Raw genomic sequence first — 23,673 nt, 5'->3', positions numbered from 1 at the left:
CTGGACCAAACCCGCCGACGAAATCCTGCCTCACGCCACCCGTCAACGAACTTCAGACGCGCGACACTAGTCGCTCAGTTCGTCCCAGCGCATCCGGTAGTTCGGCACGATGACGCCGCGGACCGTGGTGTCCGGCTGCTCGGCGACGACAACGAACCCGAAACGCTCGAACGCTGGTCGGGCGGTCCGACTGGCATGGGTCGTCAACGACTTGAGTCCGGCGGCCAGCGCCGCGCGCTTCACCGTGTCGACCAGCCGCCCGGCCAGGCCCAGCCCGCCGAACTCGGGTCGTACGAACAACATGTCGAGGACCGCATCGTCGCGGAGGTCCGCGAAGCCGGCGATCGTTCCGGCAGCATCGGCGACGAAAGTGTGTGCCGCACTCCGGCGCGCGTCCCAGGCCTCCAAGTTCCCGTCGGCAGGTCCTGCCCAGGCTGTGATCTGGGTCCGGTCGTAATCTGCGCTGGCCGTACCGATGATCGCGGCGCGGAAGCAGGCATAGGTGCCCGCTGCGTCAAGGCCTGGCCGATAGGTCCGGATGGCGACTGCTGACGGCTCACTCACGGTCCCGACCCTAAGCTGGGTTCACAGTCCCGACGTAAAGCACGACAGCGCTGGTCTTCGTGATCGCCACCATCGCGATGGCGTTGACCGCCTGGTCGTACGCCCGGATGGCGGTCGCCGTCCCGCGGGCGGGTTCGGTCTTCGCCTACGCGCGTGCTGGTGCCGGCGATCGGCGTGATCATCGGACTGATCGCGCTGGTCCTGGCCAGCCGGCTCGCGCTGGTGATCGGAGCGATCTGGTTCGTGATCGGCATCATCGTCGCACTCGTCCAGACGCGGCGACCCGACCCCGCTAGTCGGTCGGCGACACCCTGATCAGGTTCCCGTCCGGATCGGTGATCATGAAGGTCCGGCCGAAGACGTCGTCGTGCGGCTCCTGATAGACCGTCACGCCCTTGGCGACCCACACGTCGTACAGCGCATCGACCTTGACACCCCCGCCCGGAATCATCAATCCGACCTCACTGGTGCGCGGCGCCTCCGTCACCTGGTCGCAGCGTCCCGACCAGAGTGCGAAGAGGACGCCCGGTGCGACCTCGTACGGGATATAGCGCGGGGTGATCATCCTCGGCTCGATCTCGAAGAGATCGTTGTAGAAGCGGGTGGCCCGCTCGACGTCAGTCACGTAGATCAGAAACAGGTTCGGTGTCCTCATGACAGCCAGTCTTACGAGCAAACCTGACAATTGACGTCAGGTTTTCGGAGCATAATCCCGGTATGCGTTCCCAACGGCTGCTCTCCATGCTGTTGCTGCTGCAGATCCGGCAGCGGATGACCGCGCGCGAGCTTGCCGACGAACTCGGCGTCTCCGAGCGGACGGTGCTGCGTGACGTACTGGCACTGGCAGAGGCGGACATTCCGGTCTTCGCCGAGCAGGGGCGCCACGGCGGCATCGTGCTGTTGCCCGGATCCCGACTCGATGTCAACCGGTTGACGCCCCCGGAAGTCGACGCCCTGCGACTGCTCGGACTCGATCCGTCCCAGGCGGCCCAGCTCGGCATCGACACTGCGACCACCCAACGCAAGCTCGCCACCCGCGGCGCACCAGCAACGGCGGCCATCCCGCTGTCCGAGCTGGTCATGATCGACAACCGGGCCTGGTTCGCCTCCGAAGTCGTCGGCGCCGATCCGGCCGGCCTGGCCAAGGACCTGCAGTCGGGCGTACGACTACGGATCAGCTATCGCCGCAGCGCGCAGCGCCGGCCGACCACGATCACCGTCGATCCATACGGAATCCTGGCCAGAGCCGGCCGCTGGTATCTGGTCGCCGATCACCGCGACCAGCCACGGCTCCTCGCCCTGGAACGCCTGACCCGCTGGAAGGTTCTCGACGAGCCCCGCCGGCTGCGGCCGGATGTTGATCTTGCCTCCGTCAGCCGCGAGCTGATGGACGACCTGGAGCGCGGCGGGAACTCGGTCGTGATCACCGCCCTGCTGGACTCTGATCGCCTCGACCTCGCTCGCAGGATCCTCGGCACCCGACTCCGGACGGTGGAGCCGGTCGATGATCAACGGGTCAGGATCACGATGGGCTACGACCGGCTCGAAGCCGTACGCCAATTGCTGCAGTTCGCCGAGCATCTGATGATCACCGATCCGCCCGAGGCAGCGACCCGACTCACAGAGCTCGCCCTGCTCACCGCCGCCCAGTATCAGGGCCCTTCGAGAACAACGTTCCCGACGGCAGCAGGTGATGCAGATAGACGTCCGGATCAGCCAGAAAGGCCCGATAGTGATCGACGACTGCGAGTTCGTCCCAGCCAACCTCGGTGATACCACGTTCGTCCAGTTGCAGCAGCCGAGCGCCGGGCAGCCGTGCGAGCACTGGAGAGTGGGTGGCGATCACCAGCTGCGTACGCCCCTCGGCGACCAGCTCCGCAAGCTGACCGATCAGGGTCAACTGGCTGACAAACGACAGTCCGGCCTCAGGCTCGTCCAGGACGAAGAACCCGCCCTTTTGGAACCGCCGGGTCGCCAGCATCGCCATGAACGACTCACCATGGCTCAGCCGGTGGAAATCCGGATCCGGCTCCTTGCCCGGATGATCTTCCAGATAGCTGTAGAGGCCGTGCATCGTCTCCGCCCGCAGGAAGTAGCCCCACTTGCGCAGGCCGGCGCTCCGCTCCAGCAGCAGCGACTCCCACAGATCGGATTCCGTTGCCCGGGTGGAGTGCAGCGCCCCGGTCGAGCCGCCCTCCGACGACAGTCCGTAGGCCATCGCGATCGCCTCGACGATCGTCGACTTCCCAGTGCCGTTCTCTCCCACCAGCACCGTCACCGGATCAAGATCAACACCGCCCTCGATCAACTGCCGCACCGGAGCCAGTGTCATCGGCCAGGCCCGCGAATCGAGTCCGTGGCCGGCGACGCCGGACACCCGCCGCACCGGCAGCCGATTGATCACCGCCACCTCAGCGGTTGAGCAGGGCCCGTGCCATCACGATCCGCTGGACCTGGTTGGTGCCCTCGTAGATCTGGGTGATCTTGGCGTCGCGCATCATCCGCTCGACCGGATAGTCCTTGGTATAGCCGTAGCCGCCCAGCAACTGGACCGCGTCGGTGGTGATCTCCATCGCCACATCGGAGGCGAAACACTTGGCCGCGGCGCCGAAGTAGCCGAGATCGGCGTCCTTCCGTTCGGACTTGGCCGCCGCCGCATACGTCAGCTGCCGGGCGGCCTCCAGCTTCATGCCCATATCGGCGATCATGAACTGCAGACCCTGGAACTCGCTGATCGGCCGGCCGAACTGCTGGCGTTCCTTGACGTAGCCCAACGCATAGTCCAGCGCGCCCTGGGCGACGCCGATGGCCTGGGCGGCAATGGTGATCCGGGTGTGGTCGAGGGTCTTCATAGCGGTCACGAAGCCGGTGCCCTCGGCGCCGATCATCCGGGACTCGGGGATCCGTACGTTGTCGAAATAGACCTCGCAGGTCGGCGAGCCCTTGATGCCCAGCTTCTTCTCCGGGGCGCCGAAGGAGATCCCGTCGTCGGCCTTCTCGACCAGGAAGGCGCTGATTCCCTTGGTCCGCTTGTCCGGGTCGGTGACCGCGAAGACCGTGTAGTAGTCCGACACCCCGGCGTTGGTGATCCAGCGCTTGACCCCGTTGAGGACGAATTCGTCCCCGTCGCGGACCGCCCGGGTCGTCATGCTCGCCACATCGGAGCCGGCCTCGGGCTCGGACAGGCAGTAGGACGCCATCGACTCGCCGCTGGCGATCCGCGGCAGGTAGGTCTTCTTCAGGTCCGCCGAGCCCTCGTTGATCCAGCACAGCGTCGCGAGCTTGTTGACCGCCGGGATCAGCGAACTGGCCATGCAGGCTCGGGCGATCTCCTCGATCACGATCACCGTCGCCAGCGCATCGGCCCCGACGCCGTCGTACTCCTCCGGGACGTGTGGCGCGTGGAAGTCTGCCGCCCGGAGCGCCTCGAAGGACGCCTTCGGGAACTGGGCCAACTCGTCGGCCTCGGCCGCATTCGGAGCGACCTTGGCGTCGCACACCTCACGCACCGCGGCGCGGAACGCCTCGTGCTCCTCGCTGGGGCGATACATCTGGCTGAAGTCGGTCACGCGGCCAGAGTAGACCCGACGCGTACACCGGTCGGGGGCTTGAGAACTTAACCGCTACAGTCGCGCCCATGCGTACGTTCTCACTGACGACGGACAGCGTTGCGGACCGCAACTGGACCCTGCAGGCGATCGGCCCGGTGCCGCAGCAGTGGAGCGAACTGGCGGTCGAGCCGATCCCGGCGACCGTCCCCGGTGAGGTGCACACCGATCTGCTGGCCGTAGGCCGGATTCCCGACCCGTTCGACGGCGACAACGAGACGCTGCTGCAGTGGATCGGCCGGACCGACTGGCGCTACCGGCTGGAGTTCGACTGGGAGCCCGGCACCGAGAATCGGCACGACCTGGTCGCCGAAGGCCTGGACACCTTCGCCACCGTCACGCTGAACGGCGCCGAGATCGCCCGCACGGCCAACCAGCACCGCAGCTATCGCTTCGACGTCAGCACCGTGCTGCGACCCGGCCGCAACGAACTGGTGATCGACTTCGCCGCCCCGGCGACCGCCGCCGAAGAGGCCGAGGCCGCGCTCGGTGCGCTGCCGGTCTCGTACTCCCACCCGTACAACGCGGTGCGCAAGATGGCCAGCAGCTACGGCTGGGACTGGGGCCCGGATTTGGCCGGCGCCGGCATCTGGAAGCCGATCCGGATCGAGTCCTGGCAGACCGTACGCCTCGCCTCGGTCCGACCGCTGGCTTCCGTCGAGGCGGGCACCGGAATCCTGCAGGTCGAGGTCGGGCTGGAGTGGGAGTCTGCCCAGGCTCCGGTGACCCTGGCGACCGAGATCGCGGGTCAACTGGTCAGCGCCGAGGTGTCGGCTGGTACGCCGACGACCGCGCTCCGGGTCGAAGTGCCGGACGTCGAGGTCTGGTGGCCGCGAGGATACGGCGACCAGCCGCTCTACCCGGTCGCAGTGCGGCTGTCCAAGGGCGAGCGCGCGATCGACCGGTTCGACGCCCGGGTCGGCTTCCGCAATATCGCGATCTCGATCACCCCGGACCAGCGCGGCGCCGGTTTCGCGATCACCGTCAATGATCAGCCGGTCTACGTCAAGGGCTACAACTGGATTCCCGACGACGCCTTCCTCACCAGGCTGGACGCCGACCGCTACCGCACGTCGATCAACCAAGCGTACGAGTCCGGCGCCAACCTGCTACGGGTCTGGGGCGGCGGGATCTACGAGAGCAACTACTTCTACAACGTCTGCGACGAGCTCGGAATCCTTGTCTGGCAGGACTTCCTCTTCGCCTGCGCCGCCTACAGCGAGGCTGAACCGCTGTGGAGCGAGGTCGAGGCCGAGGCCCGGCAGGCGATCACCCGGTTGTCGGCCCATCCGAGCCTCGCCGTCTGGAACGGCAACAACGAGAACATCTGGGGCTACATCGCCTGGGGCTGGCGGCCGCAGCTGCACGGCTTGACCTGGGGCAACGGCTATTACCGCGACCTGCTGCCCAAACTGGTCACCCAACTCGACCCGCGGACCTCCTACTCGGCGGCCAGCCCCTACTCCTTCACCGACTATCTGCATCCCAACGACGAGCACAACGGCACCATGCACATCTGGGACGTCTGGAACCAGGTCGACTACACCACCTACGCCGATTATCAGCCGCGTTTCGTGTCCGAATTCGGTTTCCAGGGGCCGCCCGCCTGGTCGACGCTGACCTCGGTCGTCCATGACCGGCCGTTGGACCCCTTCGGGCCGCAGATGCTGGTCCACCAGAAGGCCGGCGACGGCAATCTCAAGCTGGAGAGAGGTCTGGGTGATCATCTTCCGCATTGGGCAACCGAACCCCAGATCGCCATCGACGACTGGCACTGGCTGACCCAGCTCAACCAGGCCCGGGCCGTACGCTTCGGGATCGAGCATTTCCGCAGCCTTGCCGGTGATCACGAGACGGCGATCAACACCGGCGCCGTGGTCTGGCAGCTCAACGACAACTGGCCGGTGATCAGCTGGGCTGCGGTCGACTACGCCGGCATCCGCAAGCCGCTCTGGCACGCCCTGCGCGCCGTGTTCGCCGACCGGCTGCTCACTGTCCAGGGACCGAACCTGATCGCCCACAACGACTCCGACGATGCCTGGACGGGCCAGCTGTTGATCACCCGTCGCTCGACCGGCGAAGGCACCCCGGTGCTGGCCGAGCAGCGGGTGAGCCTGCAGGTCGCGCCCCGGACCGCCGGCACCATTGCACTCGATGCCACGATCACCAGCCCCGACTCCCTGGACTCGGAATTCATCCAGGCCCGGATCGACGACACCGTCGCCTATGGCTATTTCGCGGAGGACACGACCACGGTCCTGCTGGCGCCGGAGAAGGCGTACCAGGCAACGGCCACCATGACGGCCGATGGCTATCAGGTGACCGTCACAGCGCATGCCCTGGTCAAGGATCTGGCGATCTTCCCGGACCGGCTCGATCCGGCGGCCCGGGTGGACAGCGGTCTGATCACCCTGGTCGCAGGCGAGAGCCACACCTTCACCATCACCGGCGCCGAGGACCTGGACGAGCAGCAGCTCACCACCCGTCCGGTGCTGCGATCGGTGAACGATAGCGTTGCCTCATGATCGAACCCATCAATCCGGGCGGCGCGGCCGTCCCCGGCATCCCGCTCACCCCTGGCATCAAGGCCGGCGATTTCGTCTACGTGTCCGGCCAGGTCGCCACCGACGATCAGGGCAAGGTCGTGATCGGCGACTTCGAGGCCGAGGTCAACGGCGCCATCGACAACGTGATCAAGGTCGTCGAGGCGGCCGGCGGCACCGTCGACCAGATCGTCAAGATCACCGCGTTCCTGTCCAACGGTGCCTCGTTTGCGGCGTTCAACCAGATCTACGCCAAGCGGCTCGGATCCGTACCACCGGCCCGGACCACCATCGTCACCGGTTTCGGGAATCCTGACGTACGCGTCGAGCTGGAAGCGGTCGCGTACCTCGGCTGAGCGCAGCGGGGCTCAGATGATCGGGCACCCGGTCCGGCGGGATCGGCCGGTAGACCCAGGTGACGAGGACCACCGAAATGATCATCAGGAGGAACCACGCGGCCAGCTTGGTCGGCGCGACCGGCTCCCAGTGGGCCAGCTGGTCAGGGTAGAACCAGGCGCCGGCCCAGGTGGCGATGTTCTCGGCGAACCAGATGAACATCGCCACCAGGCCGAACGCCAGGACCAGGGGCATCCGTAGCTGACGGCCGAAGACCCTGAAATACATCAGGGAGCGGCCGAACACCACCAGCACGACGCCGATCAGGGCCCATCGCAGATCGACGATGTAGTGGTGGGTGAAGAAGTTCAGATAGCAGGCCGCCGCGACCAGCGCCGACAGCCACAGCCGCGGGTAGCGGGTGAATCGTAGGTCGAAGAGTCGATAGACCCGGACCATGTAGGAGCCGACCGCCGCATACATGAAGCCGCTGTAAAGCGGGACCGCGGCGAGGTGCAGCACACCGCCGGCCGAGTAGCTCCAAGATCCGATCGAGGTCTTGAAGAGCTCCATCCCGGTGCCGACCACATGGAAGATCATCACCACCCGGAGCTCGCGCCAGGTCTCCAGCCGGAAGATGATCATCAACGCCTGGATGATCATCGCCGCGATCGTGACCGCGTCGTTGCGGGCCAGCCAGGCATGATCGGGATACCACAGCTTGGCCGCCAACAGCACCGCGAGCATCGCCGCACCGAAGATGCAGGCCCACGCCTGCTTAGCGCCGAAGACCAGAAGTGCCACCAAGAACCGGCTGCCACGCCGGTCCGGAAGCCGGGCGATGAGCCGCTGGGCCAGCAGTTCGATCCGTTGTTCGACACCGGTCAGCGCCCGGTTCGGCTCAGAACTGCGCACGGGCCCGGTCACCGTCTGAACCTAACGGCGACCGGGCCCGTACTCCCCTGCTCTCAGCAGAAGATCAGGCAAGTCATTCGGAGTATTTGGGCATCAGAGGGTTTCGGCCTTCGGGTCCCAATCGTCGGGCAGCAGTTCCGGTCGCTCGAACGTGCTGCCGAGCTTGACGTTGTCACCCGACAGTGCCGCCTCCGACACCGACTCCATGACGTCGAGCACGTGGTAGGCCTGCGCGCCGGTGGCCCGGTGCGGACGACCTTCCCGGATCGCCCGGGCCATCTCCAGCGCGCCGGTGCCGCGGCTGGACAGCTCCGAGGTCGTCGCCACCGTCTCCCAGTCGTCATCGGTACGGCGGATGATCTTGATCTCACCGTCGAACCGGTTGGGATCCGGTACCGCCAGGGTGCCCTCGGTGCCGTTGACCTCGAAGAGGATCCGTCGGGCGGCCGAGTCGAAGGACAGGATCGTCTGCGACGACTGACCGCTGGAGAACTTGGCCGCCGCGCTGATGTGCGTCGGCACCGTGACGTCGAAGGTCTCGCCGGCTTTCGGGCCCGAGCCGATGACGCGCTGCTCACGCGACTTCGACCCGATCGCCGAGACCGATTCGACCGCGCCGAACAGTTGCACCAGGGCGGTGAAGTAGTACGGGCCGATGTCGAACAGCGGACCGGCGCCCTCCTGGAACAGGAAAGCGGGGTTCGGGTGCCAGGACTCCGGACCGGGGCTCTGCATCAGGGTCAGCGCCGACAGCGGCTGGCCGATGTCACCGCGGTCGATCAGCTTGCGGGCCTCCTGCAGACCGCTGCCCAGGAAGGTGTCGGGTGCACAGCCGACCCGCAGGCCCTTGGCCTCGGCGGCATCCAGCAGAGCCTTGGCCGAAACTCGCTCAAGGGCCAGCGGCTTCTCGTTGAAGACGTTCTTGCCGGCGGCGATCGCCGAACTGGCCACCTCGGCATGGACCGCCGGGATGGTCAGGTTGATCACCAGTTCGACGCCGTCGTGCTCCAGTACGGCTTCCGGCCCGCCGCTGGCGCCGATGCCGAACTCCTCAGCCCGGGTCTTGGCGGCGTCCTGCACGATGTCGCCGATGGCGAGCACCTCGACATCGGGGAACGAGGTCAGATTCTCCAGGTAGGTTTTGCTGATCACACCCGCGCCGATGATGCCGACGCCGACCGCACGCTTCCCCGCCATCAGTTGGCTCCGGTGAGGTACTTGAAGCTGTCGGCGATGCACTGGAAGCGATCCAGCTCGCTGTCGTCCAGCTCGATCACGCCGTACTTGAGATTCGGGGTGGCGGCGACGAAGTCCCAGACCGGGAGGCTGCCGTGGCCGACGCCCACCTGGGTCTTGGTGTTGCGGGTGCCGTCGCCGTCCTTGAGGTGCAGGAACTGCACCCGGTCGCCGAGCCGGCCGATCAGCGCCGGGACATCGGCACCACCGGCGTAGGCCCAGTAGGTGTCGACCTCGAGGAGCACCTCCGGAGCGGTCTTCGCCGCAAGGACCTCGAGGCCGTGCTTGCCGTCGATCTTGGACTCCAGCTCGAACCAGTGGTTGTGATAACCCACGCTCAGCCCGAGCCCGGCAGCCTTCTCGGCGGCCGCATTGAGCTGGTCGGCGATCCCGGAGATGCCCTCCTCCGACGTCCACAACTCCGGATTGGAGTGCGGGGTGATCACGGTCTGGATGCCGAGTTCCTTGGCCGCGGCGAGGATCTCGTCGACGTCGGCGTCGACAACGCTGGTGTGCACGGTCGGAGCGGTCAGGTCGTACTTGGGCAGACCCACCAACAAATCGTCGAAGAAGTTCTGGAACCCGAACGGCTCCACCTGCTTCAGCCCGATCTCGGCGATCCGACCCAGGGCGCCGTCGACGTCCTCGGACAGGGCTTCACGGACGGTGTAGAGCTGGACCGACAGAACGTCGGTGCCCAAAGTAGGCATTAAGTCTCCTCGGTGAGAAACGCAGTGCAGACACGGTCTTTCCCGATGTCCCGGGCGTTCACACTACCGAACCGTTTCAGTTGTTGGGAGGGGGTCCATCCACGTGCCATCATCTCCCATGAGCAGTGCGTTAGTGAGGAGGCCCTCATGACTGATCCCGCCATTGTCGTCGGAGTCACTCCGGGACAACCTGACATCGTGATCCGTCACGCCGCGAAACTGGCCCGAAAGATCGGCGGCCGCTTGATCTGCGCCTTCGTCGACACCGGCCAGATGAGCATGTTCGAAGGTGCCGACGGCACCCTCATGGCGATGCCGCTGGACCCCGACATCGTCGAGGAACCGACGCCGTTCCCGGACAGCCTCAAGGACAAGCTGTCCGCGCTCTGTGCGGAAAAGCAGGTACCGGTCGAATTCCGCCGGCCGCTCGGCGAGCCGGCGATCGCGCTGGCGGAACTGGCCGAGCACGAGCAGGCCTACCTGATCATGGTCGGCACCCGGCGCCCGGGACTCCGCTCCGGCATCGCCGAATTCTTCGGTGGCTCGGTCGCGGCCCACCTCAGCCACCGTCAGCCGCGGCCGGTGATCGTCATTCCTCTGACCCCGACCGAGAACGGTGAGCTGCCCTGGGACGAGACCGACTAAACGAGATCAGGGCAAGTAGTACGTCGGGTTCGGCAGCTTGATCGTCCGGTCGGCGTAGCCGCCGATCAGATCCGAATATTGATCACCGAAGTTCGCGACGATGTCGTAACCGCCGCCCGCCCGGGACTCGATGTGCTTTCGGGTCTGGGACTTGTACGCGATCGTGCTGCGGTTGTCCCCCGCCGTCTTGGTGTAGTAGTTGGCTGCGGTGAAGCCCCCGTAGCCGACAGCGGCGAGATTGCCGAGCGTCGCTGCCTTCTGGCCGCTGTTGCGTCCGGTGAGACCGATGATCGTGCAGCCGGCCTGCTCAGCGGCATTGACGAAGGTGACCATCCCCGGGGTCGCCGGGAATTTCTCGGCCTGCACCCATTGGTCTTGCAGAGCGGGGTCGTAGACGAAGTTCATCGCCCCGGCCTCCATGTCGTAGGTCCACAACGTGGTGTCGTCGGCGTCCAGCACCACGGCGGGGTTGCGGTGGCGCCAGGATTCCTGGCGGCACTGCTGGAGGACCGATCCGCTGGTCCGGTCGATGATCTTGTCCAGCTGGGCGATGTACGGCGACCGATCCTCGTCGGCGATGCCGTTGCCGGTGTCGCCGTAGTAGATGCGGATGGTGGCCTTCACCGAATCGATGTTGGGGATGCCGTCACCATCGGGCTTCCGGCCACTGGAGCCGTCGGGCAGCATGGTGAAGTGCGTGCGCGGGGCCAGTCGCGGCTCGTGCACACCCGGCAGGTCCGGCGACGGCAGGTAGTAGGTCGGATTCGGCAGCTTGATCGCACGATCGGCGTAGCCGCCCTGCAGGTCCGACCACTGATCGCCCCAGTTCTCGACGATGTCGTAGCCCTGACTCTCGATGTGCTTGCGGGTCAGCGCCTTGTACTCCACCGTCGTGCACGAGGAGGTGGCACAGGTGATGTAGTCAGGTTGTTGCGACGATCCCGTGCCGGTCCACTTGGTGTAGAAGCGATCGCTGCTGAAGGCGGTGTAGCCGACCTTCTTCAGATTGGCCACGGTGGCGGCCTTCTGATCGTCGTTGCGCCCGGTCAGACCGAAGATCGTGAAGCCGATCTTGGCGGCGGTGTTGACGAAGTCGACCATCGCCGGGGTGGCAGGGAATTTCTGGCCCTGCACCCACTGGTCCTGCAGCGCGGGGTCGTAGACGAATTTCATCGCCCCGGCCTCCATGTCGTAGGTCCATAGCGTCGTGTCGTCGGCGTCGAAGACCAGGGCCGGCTTCTCGCCCCGCCTGACCGCATGCCGGTAGGCCGTCGTCAGCCCGCGCTCCTCGCGCTGCACGATCCGATCCATCTCGGTGATGTAGGGCGACCGCTTCGGGTCCGCGATCCCGTCGCCGGTATCGCCGTAATAGGTCCGGATCGTCGACTTCACCGAGTCGATGTTCGGGATGCCCTCGCCGTCCGCACTTGCTCCGGACGACCCGTCGGGGGCAAGCGTGAATTGTGTCCGCGGCGTCAGCGACGCAGCCCTATGCCCACCATGATCATCGCTTGAGTGGGCTTGTGCCGCGGGTGCGACGAGCAGGCTCGCAGCCAGCGCTGCAACGCCGGCCACTGCGGAAACCGAACGTGAACCGAAGGCGAACGTCACGGATCCGAACGTAGCAGATCCCGCGCCAGCATGGTCGCGCCTGCGGCGGCCGCCGGGAAGGCCAGTACAGAGATGAACGGGATCGCCATCAACAGGAATGTCGGCACCGCGAAGCCGAGCGTACGAGCCCGGCGTCGTGCCATCGCGGACCGGCGGTCGGCGATCCGGAGCAGCCCGCGCCGCTGGAACGGCGTAGCGATCAGCTCGATGATCAACATCCAGGATCCGAAGCCCGCCGAGAGCACTGGGATCACGGTCTGCCCCAGGATCGGGACCAGTCCGAGCAGCGCGAAGGCGAGCGCGCCGGCGAGCGAGGCCAGCAGCAGGCCGATCGACTGGCGGATCGACCGTGGCACCGACCGCACCATCGGTTCCTCAACCTCGCGCGGCGCGGCTCCGAGTTCGCGCTCGACCAGATCGGAGATCTTCTCGTACGCCGGACCGCCGATCGCCAGGGTGACGGCCGTGAAGACCAGGACCATGATCAGCATCGATCCACCGACGGCGCCGATGCCGATCAGCACGCGGATCCAGGCCGGATAGTGCGGGATGACCCTGTCCAGGTTGCCGATCTCGGTGATCAACAGCGCCAGGAAGATCACCGAGGTGATCAACGGCGGCAGCGCCCCGAGTAGGAAGAGTCTCCGGCGGGTGAAGACCAGCACGAAACCGCGGGCCAGCAGGCTCGCGCCGCCGAGCGCCTCGGCAAGGACGGATGTACGGTCGGTCACAGTCACCGGTTGTGGGCGCGGACCTTCTCGCCCTTGGCCTCCGCGGCCCGGCGCAGGTCGTCCTGGAAGTCGACCATGGCCTGGGTCAGCGAGGCGTCGCCGGTCGCCAGGATCCTGGCGGCGAGCAGTCCCGCGTTGCGCGCGTTGCCGATCGAGACGGTCGCGACCGGAACGCCTGCCGGCATCTGCACGATCGACAGCAGCGAGTCCATCCCGTCCAGATACTTCAACGGCACCGGCACGCCGATCACCGGAAGCGGCGTCAAGGACGCCAGCATGCCGGGCAGGTGTGCCGCACCACCGGCGCCGGCGATGATCACCTCGAGGCCGCGGGTGTGCGCCGTGCGACCGTATTCGACCATGGCTTCGGGCATCCGGTGCGCGGAGACGACATCGGCCTCATAGCGGATGCCGAAGTCGTCGAGCACGGCAGCGGCCTCGCCCATCACCGGCCAGTCCGAATCCGACCCCATCACGATCCCGACCCGGGCAGGTCCCTCAGCCATCGGCCCCTCCTCCATCTGGCACGTTTTCGTCCGGCAGGCCCATCAGGTAGTTGCCCGCATGGCGTGCTCGTCTCCTGACCGAGGCCAGGTCGTGACCGTAGGCGGTCACGTGTCCGACCTTACGGCCCGGCTTGACGTCCTTGCCGTACAACTGGACCCGCAGTTTCGGGTCGCGCGCGAAACAGTGCAGCAGCGCGGCGGGCAGATCGCTGACACTGCCGCCGAGCACGTTGACCATCACCGTCCACGGGTCGCGGACGGTCGGGTCCCCCAGCGGCAGGTCGAGGACCGCGCGCAGGTGATTCTCGAATTGCGAGGTGTGCGACCCGTCGATCGACCAGTGCCCGGTGTTGTGCGGGCGCATCGCCAGTTCGTTGACCACCACGCTGCCGTCGGGGCGCTGCATCAGCTCGACCGCCAGGATCCCGACGACCTCGAGCTCGTGGGCGATCCGCAGCGCCAGTTGCTGGCACTGGACCGCCAGATCGGCTGACAGATCCGGCGCGGGGGTCGTGGTCTCGGCGCAGATACCGTCGGTCTGTACCGTCTCGGTGACCGGGTAGGCAACCGCCTGACCGCTGGGAGACCGGACGACCAGGGCGCTCAGCTCACGACGGAAGTCGATGAACTCCTCGGCCAGGATGCCCACCCCCGGACCGCGCGCCCCCGAAGCGAACGGCTCTTCCGCCTCGTCGGGCGAATCGACCTTGAAGACTCCCTTGCCGTCGTACCCGCCGCGGGTGGTCTTGGCGATCACCGGCCAGCCGGTCTCGTCCCCGAAGGAGATCAGCTCCGCGGGCGAGCCGACCACCCGGTTCACCGGGCACGGGATGCCCATGGCACCGAGCCGGGACCGCATCACCGCCTTGTCCTGGGCGTGCACCAGTGCCTTGGGTCCCGGACGGACCGCCACGCCGGCGGCTTCCAGGTCCTCCAGGATCGCGGTCGGCACGTGCTCGTGGTCGAAGGTGACGACATCGCATCCGGAGGCGAACTCTCGGACCGTCGCGGGGTCGGTGTAGTCGCCGACCCGGACGTCGGCGATCACCTGCGCCGCCGAGCTGTCGGCGGCCTCGGCCAGCAGCTTCACACCGATGCCGAGCCCGATCGAGGCCTCGTGCATCATCCTGGCCAGCTGGCCGGCGCCGATGATTCCCACCACGTACGTCACGGGTACCGATCGTAGAGGAGCTACCCGGCCGGTGGCCGACGCCCTAAGCTGACCGCATGCAGGCGACCCGGCCGACCATGCGCGATGTCGCTCTGCGCGCCGGCGTCGGCGTCGGCACGGTCTCGCGGGTGGTCAACAAGAACGACAAGGTCAGGCCGGAGACCCGGGCGCGGGTCGAACAGGCGATCGCCGAGACCGGCTTCCACCGCAACGAGCTGGCCCGGATGCTGCGGCCCGGTCAGATCACCGCGACGATCGGGCTGGTGATCGACGACCTGGCCAACCCCTTCAGCTCAGCGGTGGCCAGTGGTGCCGGCCGGGTCGCCGGTCAGCGCGATCACGTTCTCCTGATCGGCAGCACCGAACGCGATGTCGAGACCGAGCGCGACCTGATCCGGGAATTCGTCCGCCGCCAGGTCGACGGCCTGTTGATCATCTCCAACGATCTGAAGCCGGTCGACGAGACCATCACCATCGGCGACCTGCCGATCGTCTACATCGACCGGGCGCCGGTGGCCAATCGCTACGACAGGGTGATGCTGGACAACCACACCGGAGTGAAGTCGGCGCTGAACCGGCTGGTGTCCGACGGGCACCGGCGGATCGCCTACGTGGGCGGTTCCCCGACCGCCATCACCGGCGCCACCCGGCTGCGGTCCTATCGGCAGGTGCTGCAGGGTCACGGGCTCCCGGTGGATCCCGAGCTGGTCTCGATGCACAACTACACCGCCGACGACGCCCGGGAGTCGGTGATCGCGCTGCTCGGCCGGCGTCGTCCGCCGACCGCGATCTTCAGCGACAACAACCGGATGACCTACGGCGCGATCCAGGCGCTGACCGCGCTCGACTCCCGCACCGCACTGGCAGGCTTCGACGACATCGAGCTCGCCGACCTGCTGCCCTTCGAGATCGACCTGGTGGTCTACTCCCCCAGCGATCTCGGCGCCAAGGGAGCCGCCCAGCTCTTCCGCCGGATCGACGGCGATACCGGCGCGGCCCGTACGATCCGGGTCCCGACGCGACTTGATCGCCGCGGTCGCCGCTTCCACACCGGCGCCTGATCCCGCGGCCGATCCGCCCGGTTTCGAGGTAAACCATTGACCGGTCTCGAATCGCGGTGGTAGCTTCCCACAAAACAGGGAAACGTTTCCACGGACCACCCATTCCTCAACGCAGAGGACTCCCATGGCCGATTCCGCCTTACTGACAAGACCTGCCGCACGATCCGTAGCAGCGCCCGGACGCCGCAGACACCTGACCAGGAACAACCCGGTCGGCTATCTCTTCATCGCGCCGGCGATCCTCGGCTTCGCGCTGTTCGTGGTGTACCCGCTGATCATGAGCGCCTACTACTCGCTCACCCAGTGGAACGGCATCACCACGCCGAAGTTCGTCGGCTTCGCCAACTACAAGTACATGCTCACCCAGGACCCGGTCTTCTGGAAGTCCGTCGGGCTCACGGTGATCTTCGCGGTGATCAGCGTCCCGCTCAGTCTGATCTTCGGGCTGGCGCTGGCGGTGCTGTTGAATCGGAAGTTCCGCGGCGTCAAGATCTTCCGGACGATCTTCTTCCTGCCGGTCGTGCTGCCCTCGATCGCGGTACTGACCATGTGGAAGTACCTGTTCGACCCGCAGTTCGGGCTGGCCAACCAGGCCCTGTCCTGGTTGCACCTGCCGACCAGTCAATGGCTGAGCAGCGCTCACAGCGCACTGCCCACGATCATCCTGATCGGACTCTGGGGCGTCGGCGGCTCCATGATCATCTTTCTGGCCGGCCTGCAGAACGTCCCGGACGAGTTGTACGAGGCCGCAAAGCTCGACGGGGCGAACGGGCCGCGCTCATTCCTCCACATCACCATGCCGATGATCACGCCGATCCTCCTGCTGCAGTTGATCCTGCAGATCAACGCGGCCTTCCAGACCTTCAACCAGGTGGCGATCCTGACCCAGGGCGGCCCGGACAACTCGACCGATCTGTTGATGTACAAGATCTATTCCGACGGCTTCAGCAGCGTGAACACCCCGCTGATGGGCTACGCCACGGCCGAGGTCTGGTTCTTGTTCATCCTCGTCATGATCGTCACGGCGTTCACCTTCAGGACCTCGTCGATGTGGGTCTACAACGCCAACGATGCCCGGAACTGAGGCGACCCGATGACAACGCTGGCAACCCATCCCACCCCGACCTTCTCCGACTCACCCGACCCGCGCAGACGCAAGTCGCCGATGTCGGTCCGGGTGCCGATGCACGTATCCCGGCTGTCCTGGTACCTGCTCTGCGTGGTGCTCGCCGTCTCGATGATCTTTCCGCTGGTGTGGATGTTGAGCATCGCGCCGAAGAGCGACGGCGACATCAACCAACTGCCGCCGGATGTGATCCCGCACAAATTCATCTGGTCCAACTTCGTCGACGGGCCGGAACAGATCAACTTCCTGCACCTGCTGGGCAACACCGTCACGATCACGGTGCTGTCCACGATCGGCGCCGTGTTGTCGTCGATGCTGGTCGGCTACGGGCTGGCCCGCGTGGACTTCGCCGGGCGGAAGGTCTGGTTCTACCTCTTCACCTGTTCGATCTTCCTACCCGCGGTCGTCGGCATCATCCCGCTGGTCCGCTTCTACATCGCGGTCCACCTCTACGACTCCTGGTGGCCCCTGATCCTGCCCGCCTTCCTGGGCAATCCGATCTTCATCTTCCTGGCCAGGCAGTACTACCAGACGATCCCGTACTCGATCGACGAAGCGGCGACGATCGACGGGGCCGGGCACTGGCGGATCTTCACCAGGATCATGTTTCCGCTGACCAAGCCGCTGTGGATCACCATGGCGGTGCTCAGCTTCCAGGGTGCCTGGAACGACTACCTGAGCCCGCTGATCTACCTGACCACCGATAACAAGTACCCGCTCTCGTTGGGGATGGCCGAATTCTCCGGCGCGTTCGCCGGCGTCGCGGTGACTCCGTACAACTTCTACATGGCGACCAACTTCTGGTACATGCTCCCGCTGCTGGTGCTGTTCTTCCTTGCACAGCGCTATTTCATGTCCGGTCTGGGGAGTCTGGGAGGCGGCACGAAATGAACAACTGGTTCAAGACCCTCACCGGCGCAGTGGCCGCGGTGACCGCGCTGGTCGCGACCGGGTGCTCGGGACTGAGCAGTTCCTACTCGGTAGATCCCGATGCCATCACCTACTTCACCTGGGAGGACACCACCACCAACGCCGCCTTCGACCAGGCGTTCAGCGGCTTCTCCGACGGAGCCAAGCACGTCGAGCGGATCGACATCCCGTCCGCCGAGTACAACCAGAAGCTGACCTCGCTGACGCTGGCCCAGAAACTGCCGGACTTCTTCTGGTGCAACCTCGACACCGCCGAGGCGATGGGCCGCCAGGGTCTGCTCTACAACTGGGCGAGCTACGCCAAACGACACAGCAGCGGACTGGACACGACGAAGTTCTCCCCGGACACCCTGGACGCGTGGTACATCAGTCCGGGCAAGCTGTACGGCCTGCCGACGCTGGCCAACACCTACGGCTTCTTCTACAACAAGTCCTACCTCAAGAAGGCCGGCATTCCGGTGCCGTCGACCACCTGGGGCTGGGACGACCTGTTCAGCATGATCAAGAAGCTCAAGGGCGTGAACGGATCGCCGTACGGCCTGTGGACGATGGACGCGCCGTCAGGGCTGTACTCGATCAACGGCGCCAATCTGCTGTCGGTCGGCGAGGGTGGCCAGAAGGTCGGCCAGGGCTACGTCGACCAGACCCGACTGGACTACGACCAGCAGCTGATCGACGCGGCCAAGCAGTGGTCGTCCCTGATGACGGCCGGGTATGTGATGCCGACCGACCAAGCGAACGCGAATGCGACCGCGGCCTTCGCCAGCGGCAGGACGGGGCTGCTCTACGGCGGCCAGTGGCTGGCCGTCGAATTTCTCGCCAGCACGTCGATGAAGCCGGGCGATTGGGGTTTCGCCCCGATGCCGACCGTCAGCAAGGCAGTACAACCTCTGGATCCTCAGGGCATCTGCTCGCCCAAGAATCTCACCGATCCCGACGCCGTTTGGAAGGCGATGAGCTACCTCGAGACCACGGCGCTGCCCCAGGTGCTCGCCAAGGCGCCCGTCGCACCGCCCGCCTACGAGCCGGCTGCCGGGCCGTACTACCGGTCCTTGATCAAGTCCGGCGCCGACAGTACGGCGGCAACCGTCGAGTACGAGATGAACGCCAAGACCAAGATCCCGGTCCGCTTCATCGCCCCCTGGTCCTCCCGGGTCGGCGACATCACCAACGTCCAGTGGGTGAACATCATCAACGGCAAGGCGCCGGCGCAGACGGCGGTGCCCACAATGTTCGCCGACATCAACAAGACGATCAAGGAGAATCCCGTAGGCTGATCGTCCATGACCAGGCTGCGCAACGATCGCCATCTCAGCGTCGCCGGATTGCAGACCATGATCGACAACGGTGAGATCGACACCGTGATCGTCTGCTGCACCGACATGCAGGGACGGTTGCAGGGTAAGCGGATGCACGCCGGCTATTTCGCCGACGGGGTGTTGGCGCACGGCACCGAAGGCTGCAACTACCTGCTCGCCGTCGATATCGAGATGAACACCGTCGACGGTTACGCGATCTCGTCCTGGGAGCGCGGCTACGGCGACATGATCTTCGCCCTGGACCTCGACACGCTGCGGTTGCTGCCCCATCAGCCGGGCACCGCGATGGTGCAGTGCGACCTGACCTGGCTGGACGGCGCCCCGGTGGTGGAGTCGCCACGGACGATCCTGAAGACCCAGCTCGACCGGCTGGCGAAGCTCGGCTACCAGGCGCTGGCGGGCACCGAGCTGGAGTTCATCGCCTTCGACACACCGTACGCCGATGCCTGGCGGCAGGGTTACCGCGATCTGGTGCCCTCCACCAGCTACAACGTCGACTATTCGATCCTCGGCACCACTGCGGTCGAGCCGCTGCTGCGCGAGATCCGCAACGCCATGTACGGAGCAGGCATGACGGTTGAATCGGCCAAGGGCGAGTGCAACCCCGGCCAGCAGGAGATCGGCTTCCGCTACGCCGAGGCGCTGACCACCGCCGACAACCACGTCGTCTACAAGACCGCGGCCAAGCAGATCGCCGCCCAGCACGGCAAGTCGATCACCTTCATGGCCAAGTACAACGAGCGCGAAGGCAATTCCTGCCACATCCACCTGTCGCTGCGTGGCACCGACGGCCGGCTGGTCTTCGCCGACGACACCGGCCGGACCGAGCTCTACGATCACTTCATCGCCGGGATCCTGACGACGATGGCCGACTTCACCCTGCTCTACGCGCCCAACATCAACTCCTACAAGCGCTTCGCCGACGGCTCCTTCGCACCGACAGCGATCGGCTGGGGCGTCGACAACCGGACCTGCGCCGTACGGCTGGTCGGACAGGGCGAGTCGGCCCGACTGGAGAACCGGGTCCCCGGCGGTGACGTCAACCCCTACCTCGCCCTGGCGGCGATGATCGCCGGCGGCCTGCACGGCATCGAGCACGAGTTGCCGCTGCCGGCAGAGGTGCAGGGCAACGCGTACGAGTCGGGTCTGCCGAGGGTGCCCCAAACGCTGCTGGCCGCCCGGGACGCCTTCACCCATTCGGCGATCGCCCGGGAGACCCTTTCTGACGCCGTGGTCGATCACTACACCACCATGGCCGATGTCGAGCTCGCCGCCTTCGGCGCTGCGGTCACCGACTGGGAGTTGCGGCGCAGCTTCGAGAGGATGTGACCATGCAGAGCTTCAGCGTGATCAATCCCGCGACCGAGGAGCAGATCACCGAGGTCGCGATGACTTCCCTCGAGCAGACCGACGCGGCGATCGAGCGAGCTCATCGCGCCTTTCCGGCCTGGCGCGACCTGGCGCCCGGTGACCGGGCCCGGCTGCTGCGCCGCTTCGCGGCGGTCGTCGATGACCATCTCGGCGAGCTGGCGGATCTGGAGGTGCGCAACTCCGGGCATCCGATCGGCAACGCCCGCTGGGAGGCCGGCAACGTCCGGGACGTGATCAACTACTACTCGGCGACGCCGGAGCGGCTCTTCGGCCGGCAGATCCCGGTGCCCGGTGGAGTGGACATCACCTTCCGCGAGCCGCTCGGCGTGGTCGGCGTGATCGTGCCCTGGAATTTCCCGATGCCGATCGCCGGCTGGGGCTTCGCGCCGGCCCTGGCGGCCGGCAACTGCGTCGTGCTGAAACCGGCCGAATGGACACCGCTGACGGCGCTCCGGCTGGCCGAGCTGGCGCTCGAGGCGGGTATCCCGGAAGGCGTCTTCACCGTGCTACCCGGCGAGGGCCCGGTGGTCGGGAACCGGTTCGTCACCCATCCGCTGGTCCGCAAGGTCACCTTCACCGGATCGACAGCGGTCGGGAAGAAGATCATGGCCGGGTGCGCCGGCCAGCTCAAGCGGTGCACCCTCGAGCTCGGCGGCAAGAGCGCCAACGTGATCTTCGCCGACGCCGACCTCGAGACCGCCGCGGCCGCAGCCCCGGGGGCGGTCTTCGACAACTCCGGCCAGGACTGCTGCGCCCGATCCCGGATCCTGGTCCAGTCCTCGGTCGTCGACCGCTTCCTGGAACTGCTCGAGCCGGCGGTCAAGGCAGTGCCGGTCGGCGATCCGGCCGACCCGGCAACCGCGATGGGGCCGCTCGTCTCGGCCCGGCACCTGGAGCGGGTCCGCGGCTATCTGGACGGCGCCGATGTCGCCTACACCGGCAGTGCTCCGGACGGACCGGGTTACTGGATGCCGCCGACCGTGCTGCTCGGCCGCTCAACCACCGACCGCACCTGGCGCGAAGAGATCTTCGGCCCTGTCGTCTCGGTACTCCCGTTCGCCGACGAGGCAGACGCGATCCGGCTGGCCAACGACAGCGACTACGGGCTGTCCGGTTCGATCTTCACCCGTGATCTTGGTCGGGCGCTGCGGGTCTCCCGCGGCATCCAGGCCGGCAACCTGAGCGTCAACTCCCACTCCTCGGTGCGCTACTGGACCCCGTTCGGCGGCTACAAGCAGTCCGGGCTCGGCCGCGAACTCGGACCGGACGCTGCGGACGCGTACACCGAGGAGAAGAATGTCTTCTTCAGCCAGGAGTGAAAGGAATGCGATGACCGGCCCTTCGACCAGCTCAGGGACCTTGACCGGCTCAGCACGCGTACAGGACAAAGTCGCGGTGATCACCGGCGGTTGTTCCGGGATCGGGCTGGCTACCGCCCGCCGGCTGGCCGCCGAGGGCGCCCGGGTCGTGATCGGCGATATCGACGACCGGCGCGGCCCGGAGCTCGCCGACGAGCTCGGCGGACTCTACCGACGCACCGACGTCACCGATCCCGGACAGGTCACAGCGCTTTTCGCCGCGGCGAGGGACACGTACGGATCCCTGGACATCGCGTTCAACAACGCGGGCATCTCACCGCCGGAGGACGACTCCATCCTGGACACCGACCTCGACGCCTGGAACAAGGTGCAGCAGGTCAACCTGACCAGTGTCTACCTGTGCTGCAAGGCGGCACTGTCGATCATGACCGAGCAGGGTCGCGGATCGATCATCAACACCGCGTCCTTCGTCGCGGTTATGGGCGCCGCGACTTCGCAGATCTCCTACTCCGCTTCCAAGGGCGGGGTGTTGTCGATGACCCGGGAGCTCGGCGTCCAGTTCGCCCGATCCGGGATCCGGGTCAACGCGCTCTGCCCGGGACCGGTCAACACTCCCCTGCTGCAGGAGCTTTTCGCCTCCGATCCGGAGCGCGCCGCACGCCGGCTGGTGCACGTCCCGATGGGCCGGTTCGCCGAGCCGGAGGAGATCGCCAATGCGGTGCTCTTCCTGGCCTCGGACGAGTCGAGTTTCATCACTGCCAGCACCTTCCTGGTCGACGGCGGTATCTCCGCGGCCTACGTCACGCCCCTGTGATCACGGAGCTGTCATGAGCACACCGGTGATCGGCCTGTCCTGCTATCGGGAGGATGCGACCTGGGGCGTCTGGACCACCCCGGCCGATCTGCTCCCCCGCACCTACACCGGATCGGTGGAGCGGGCCGGCGGCCTGCCGGTCATGCTGCCGGCGGCAGCTCCCGCACTGGCCTCGGCGATCGTGGCCCGACTCGACGGGCTGATCATCACCGGAGGCCCGGACGTCGACCCGGCCCGCTACGACACCGCGCCGCATCCCCGGACCCAGGCGTCCCGGCCGGACCGCGACGCCTGGGAGCTGGCGCTGCTGGATGCGGCCGCAGCGATCGGGCTGCCGACTCTCGGCATCTGCCGCGGCGCGCAGGTGATGGCGGTGCACGGCGGCGGCACCCTGCACCAGCACGTGCCGGAGTTGATCGGCCACGAGCAGCACTCCGGCGACGGATCGACCTTCACCGAGACGACGGCAACCGTCGATCCGGCCAGCAGGGTCGCCGCGCTGATCGGGCCGCGCATCGACGACTGGTGTGCGGCGGTCAGCTGCCACCATCACCAGGCCATCGACTCCCACCCGGGTTTCACGGTGTCCGCGCGGTCCGCCGACGGCACCGTCGAGGCCATCGAGCAGGAGGGCGACCGCTTCTACCTGGGCGTCCAGTGGCACCCGGAGGAGCGCCAGGACGCCGGCCTGTTCGTCGGCCTGGTCACTGCAGCTGCCGAATACGCCGGAAGATCACAGCCCGCTGCACGATGAAGTTGACGGTCGTCGCGACTCCCTGGGCGATCACGAACGCGCCCACCTGGACCACGATCAGCGGCCAGCCCCAGCCCTGAAACAGCGGGAACAACACGGCGAACAGGCCGACCTGGACGAAGAACGTACAGCCGTAGAGCACCAGCACCCCGAGGAAGCGACGGGTCGAGGGGCCGGCACGGAAGGTCCAGCGGCGGTTGATCGCGTACGCCGTCGCGGTGCCGCAGACGAACGAGATCGCCTTGGCCGGGGTGTGCCCCAACCCGAGGTGCATCAGCAGCACCAGGATCCCGAAATCCACCACCGCCGAGAGCGCGCCGGTCAGGACGAATCTGACCATCTGCACGCTGAGCCGGTGATGGTGCTGGGGATCTGGCACCCGACAAGGGTAGACGCCCGAGCT

The 23,673-nt window shown here is 66.5% G+C and carries 24 protein-coding genes and 1 pseudogene; 13 read left to right on the top strand and 12 right to left on the bottom strand.

Annotated elements, in window-relative coordinates; translation table 11 throughout:
- Positions 1-66: 66 nt before the first annotated feature.
- Complete coding sequence (locus IEY07_RS20660) at positions 67-564, bottom strand: GNAT family N-acetyltransferase (protein ID WP_188897410.1); 498 nt, start codon at positions 562-564, stop codon at positions 67-69.
- Positions 565-717: 153 nt separating this feature from the next.
- Between IEY07_RS20660 and IEY07_RS20655 the strand changes: the two genes are divergently transcribed.
- Entirely contained in the window at positions 718-879 is a 162-nt protein-coding gene (locus IEY07_RS20655; protein ID WP_188897408.1) for a hypothetical protein, read from the top strand.
- Here the strand turns inward: IEY07_RS20655 and IEY07_RS24870 are convergent.
- On the bottom strand, positions 857-1,219 hold the full coding sequence (locus IEY07_RS24870; protein ID WP_188897406.1) for a VOC family protein: 363 nt from the start codon (positions 1,217-1,219) through the stop codon (positions 857-859). The two genes, IEY07_RS20655 and IEY07_RS24870, sit on opposite strands and share 23 nt — an antisense overlap.
- Before the next feature lie 62 nt (positions 1,220-1,281).
- Here IEY07_RS24870 and IEY07_RS20645 point away from each other — a divergent pair.
- Positions 1,282-1,878, top strand: a pseudogene (locus IEY07_RS20645) (helix-turn-helix transcriptional regulator); the annotation flags it as partial.
- Positions 1,879-2,200: 322 nt separating this feature from the next.
- Here IEY07_RS20645 and IEY07_RS24355 read toward each other — a convergent pair.
- Entirely contained in the window at positions 2,201-2,968 is a 768-nt protein-coding gene (locus tag IEY07_RS24355; protein WP_229670418.1) for an AAA family ATPase, read from the bottom strand.
- Positions 2,969-2,975: 7 nt separating this feature from the next.
- Positions 2,976-4,115, bottom strand: coding sequence for an acyl-CoA dehydrogenase family protein (locus tag IEY07_RS20640; RefSeq protein WP_188897442.1), 1,140 nt, complete (start codon positions 4,113-4,115; stop codon positions 2,976-2,978).
- Positions 4,116-4,201: 86 nt separating this feature from the next.
- On the opposite strand from IEY07_RS20640, the gene IEY07_RS20635 reads away from it, so the two are divergent.
- Entirely contained in the window at positions 4,202-6,697 is a 2,496-nt protein-coding gene (locus tag IEY07_RS20635; protein WP_188897402.1) for a glycoside hydrolase family 2 protein, read from the top strand.
- A complete protein-coding gene (locus tag IEY07_RS20630; RefSeq protein ID WP_188897399.1) occupies positions 6,694-7,071 on the top strand; it encodes a RidA family protein in 378 nt (125 codons plus the stop codon). The genes IEY07_RS20635 and IEY07_RS20630 overlap by 4 nt, the downstream gene beginning before the upstream one ends.
- Here IEY07_RS20630 and IEY07_RS20625 read toward each other — a convergent pair.
- From IEY07_RS20625 to IEY07_RS20615, 3 genes are all read right to left on the bottom strand, one after another.
- Positions 7,010-7,978: a DUF817 domain-containing protein gene (locus IEY07_RS20625; protein ID WP_229670417.1), complete on the bottom strand. Its 969-nt coding sequence runs from the start codon at positions 7,976-7,978 to the stop codon at positions 7,010-7,012. The two genes, IEY07_RS20630 and IEY07_RS20625, sit on opposite strands and share 62 nt — an antisense overlap.
- Before the next feature lie 81 nt (positions 7,979-8,059).
- Positions 8,060-9,163 carry a Gfo/Idh/MocA family protein gene (locus tag IEY07_RS20620; protein ID WP_188897397.1) on the bottom strand — a complete coding sequence of 368 codons (1,104 nt, stop codon included), beginning with the start codon at positions 9,161-9,163 and terminating at the stop codon, positions 8,060-8,062.
- A complete protein-coding gene (locus IEY07_RS20615) occupies positions 9,163-9,912 on the bottom strand; it encodes a sugar phosphate isomerase/epimerase family protein (RefSeq protein WP_188897395.1) in 750 nt (249 codons plus the stop codon). Before IEY07_RS20615 ends, IEY07_RS20620 begins: the two co-directional genes overlap by 1 nt.
- 147 nt (positions 9,913-10,059) lie before the next feature.
- Here IEY07_RS20615 and IEY07_RS20610 point away from each other — a divergent pair, with 147 nt between their 5' ends.
- Positions 10,060-10,557 (top strand): universal stress protein, encoded by a 498-nt coding sequence (locus tag IEY07_RS20610; protein ID WP_188897393.1) that lies wholly within the window; start codon positions 10,060-10,062, stop codon positions 10,555-10,557.
- A 6-nt stretch (positions 10,558-10,563) separates the two neighbouring features.
- Here IEY07_RS20610 and IEY07_RS20605 read toward each other — a convergent pair whose 3' ends face one another.
- From IEY07_RS20605 to IEY07_RS20590, 4 genes are read right to left on the bottom strand one after another with little or no spacing between them, the layout of a single operon-like run.
- Positions 10,564-12,168 carry an HAD family acid phosphatase gene (locus tag IEY07_RS20605; RefSeq protein ID WP_188897392.1) on the bottom strand — a complete coding sequence of 535 codons (1,605 nt, stop codon included), beginning with the start codon at positions 12,166-12,168 and terminating at the stop codon, positions 10,564-10,566.
- Positions 12,165-12,899: an EI24 domain-containing protein gene (locus tag IEY07_RS20600; RefSeq protein ID WP_188897389.1), complete on the bottom strand. Its 735-nt coding sequence runs from the start codon at positions 12,897-12,899 to the stop codon at positions 12,165-12,167. Before IEY07_RS20600 ends, IEY07_RS20605 begins: the two co-directional genes overlap by 4 nt.
- 2 nt (positions 12,900-12,901) lie before the next feature.
- Positions 12,902-13,405 carry a 5-(carboxyamino)imidazole ribonucleotide mutase gene (purE, locus tag IEY07_RS20595; protein ID WP_188897387.1) on the bottom strand — a complete coding sequence of 168 codons (504 nt, stop codon included), beginning with the start codon at positions 13,403-13,405 and terminating at the stop codon, positions 12,902-12,904.
- Positions 13,398-14,576 (bottom strand): 5-(carboxyamino)imidazole ribonucleotide synthase, encoded by a 1,179-nt coding sequence (locus tag IEY07_RS20590; protein ID WP_188897385.1) that lies wholly within the window; start codon positions 14,574-14,576, stop codon positions 13,398-13,400. The genes purE and IEY07_RS20590 overlap by 8 nt, the downstream gene beginning before the upstream one ends.
- Before the next feature lie 56 nt (positions 14,577-14,632).
- Between IEY07_RS20590 and IEY07_RS20585 the strand changes: the two genes are divergently transcribed.
- The 8 genes from IEY07_RS20585 to IEY07_RS20550 all read left to right on the top strand — a co-directional run bounded on the left by IEY07_RS20585 (position 14,633) and on the right by IEY07_RS20550 (position 23,270).
- Entirely contained in the window at positions 14,633-15,637 is a 1,005-nt protein-coding gene (locus IEY07_RS20585) for a LacI family DNA-binding transcriptional regulator (protein ID WP_188897383.1), read from the top strand.
- A 124-nt stretch (positions 15,638-15,761) separates the two neighbouring features.
- A complete protein-coding gene (locus IEY07_RS20580; RefSeq protein ID WP_188897381.1) occupies positions 15,762-16,721 on the top strand; it encodes a carbohydrate ABC transporter permease in 960 nt (319 codons plus the stop codon).
- Positions 16,722-16,730: 9 nt separating this feature from the next.
- The gene (locus tag IEY07_RS20575) at positions 16,731-17,654 is read left to right on the top strand and encodes a carbohydrate ABC transporter permease (RefSeq protein WP_229670416.1); all 924 of its coding nucleotides are present in this window, start codon (positions 16,731-16,733) and stop codon (positions 17,652-17,654) included.
- Positions 17,651-18,970 carry an ABC transporter substrate-binding protein gene (locus IEY07_RS20570; protein WP_188897379.1) on the top strand — a complete coding sequence of 440 codons (1,320 nt, stop codon included), beginning with the start codon at positions 17,651-17,653 and terminating at the stop codon, positions 18,968-18,970. Before IEY07_RS20575 ends, IEY07_RS20570 begins: the two co-directional genes overlap by 4 nt.
- A gap of 6 nt (positions 18,971-18,976) precedes the next feature.
- Positions 18,977-20,341, top strand: a complete 1,365-nt coding sequence (locus IEY07_RS20565; RefSeq protein ID WP_188897377.1) for a glutamine synthetase family protein — start codon at positions 18,977-18,979, stop codon at positions 20,339-20,341.
- A 2-nt stretch (positions 20,342-20,343) separates the two neighbouring features.
- A complete protein-coding gene (locus tag IEY07_RS20560; RefSeq protein WP_188897375.1) occupies positions 20,344-21,702 on the top strand; it encodes an aldehyde dehydrogenase family protein in 1,359 nt (452 codons plus the stop codon).
- 10 nt (positions 21,703-21,712) lie between these two features.
- Complete coding sequence (locus IEY07_RS20555) at positions 21,713-22,516, top strand: 3-oxoacyl-ACP reductase (RefSeq protein ID WP_188897373.1); 804 nt, start codon at positions 21,713-21,715, stop codon at positions 22,514-22,516.
- 13 nt (positions 22,517-22,529) lie between these two features.
- The gene (locus IEY07_RS20550) at positions 22,530-23,270 is read left to right on the top strand and encodes a gamma-glutamyl-gamma-aminobutyrate hydrolase family protein (protein WP_188897371.1); all 741 of its coding nucleotides are present in this window, start codon (positions 22,530-22,532) and stop codon (positions 23,268-23,270) included.
- On the opposite strand, the gene IEY07_RS20545 is transcribed toward IEY07_RS20550, so the two are convergent.
- Positions 23,221-23,649 carry a GtrA family protein gene (locus IEY07_RS20545; RefSeq protein ID WP_308422962.1) on the bottom strand — a complete coding sequence of 143 codons (429 nt, stop codon included), beginning with the start codon at positions 23,647-23,649 and terminating at the stop codon, positions 23,221-23,223. The two genes, IEY07_RS20550 and IEY07_RS20545, sit on opposite strands and share 50 nt — an antisense overlap.
- Between the last annotated feature and the right edge of the window lie 24 nt (positions 23,650-23,673).

The organism is Microlunatus endophyticus, from assembly GCF_014646195.1.
Taxonomy (GTDB): domain Bacteria; phylum Actinomycetota; class Actinomycetes; order Propionibacteriales; family Propionibacteriaceae; genus Microlunatus; species Microlunatus endophyticus.
The sequence above is the reverse complement of the archived record's forward strand: the minus strand, read 5'-3'. Positions and strand labels throughout refer to the sequence as shown.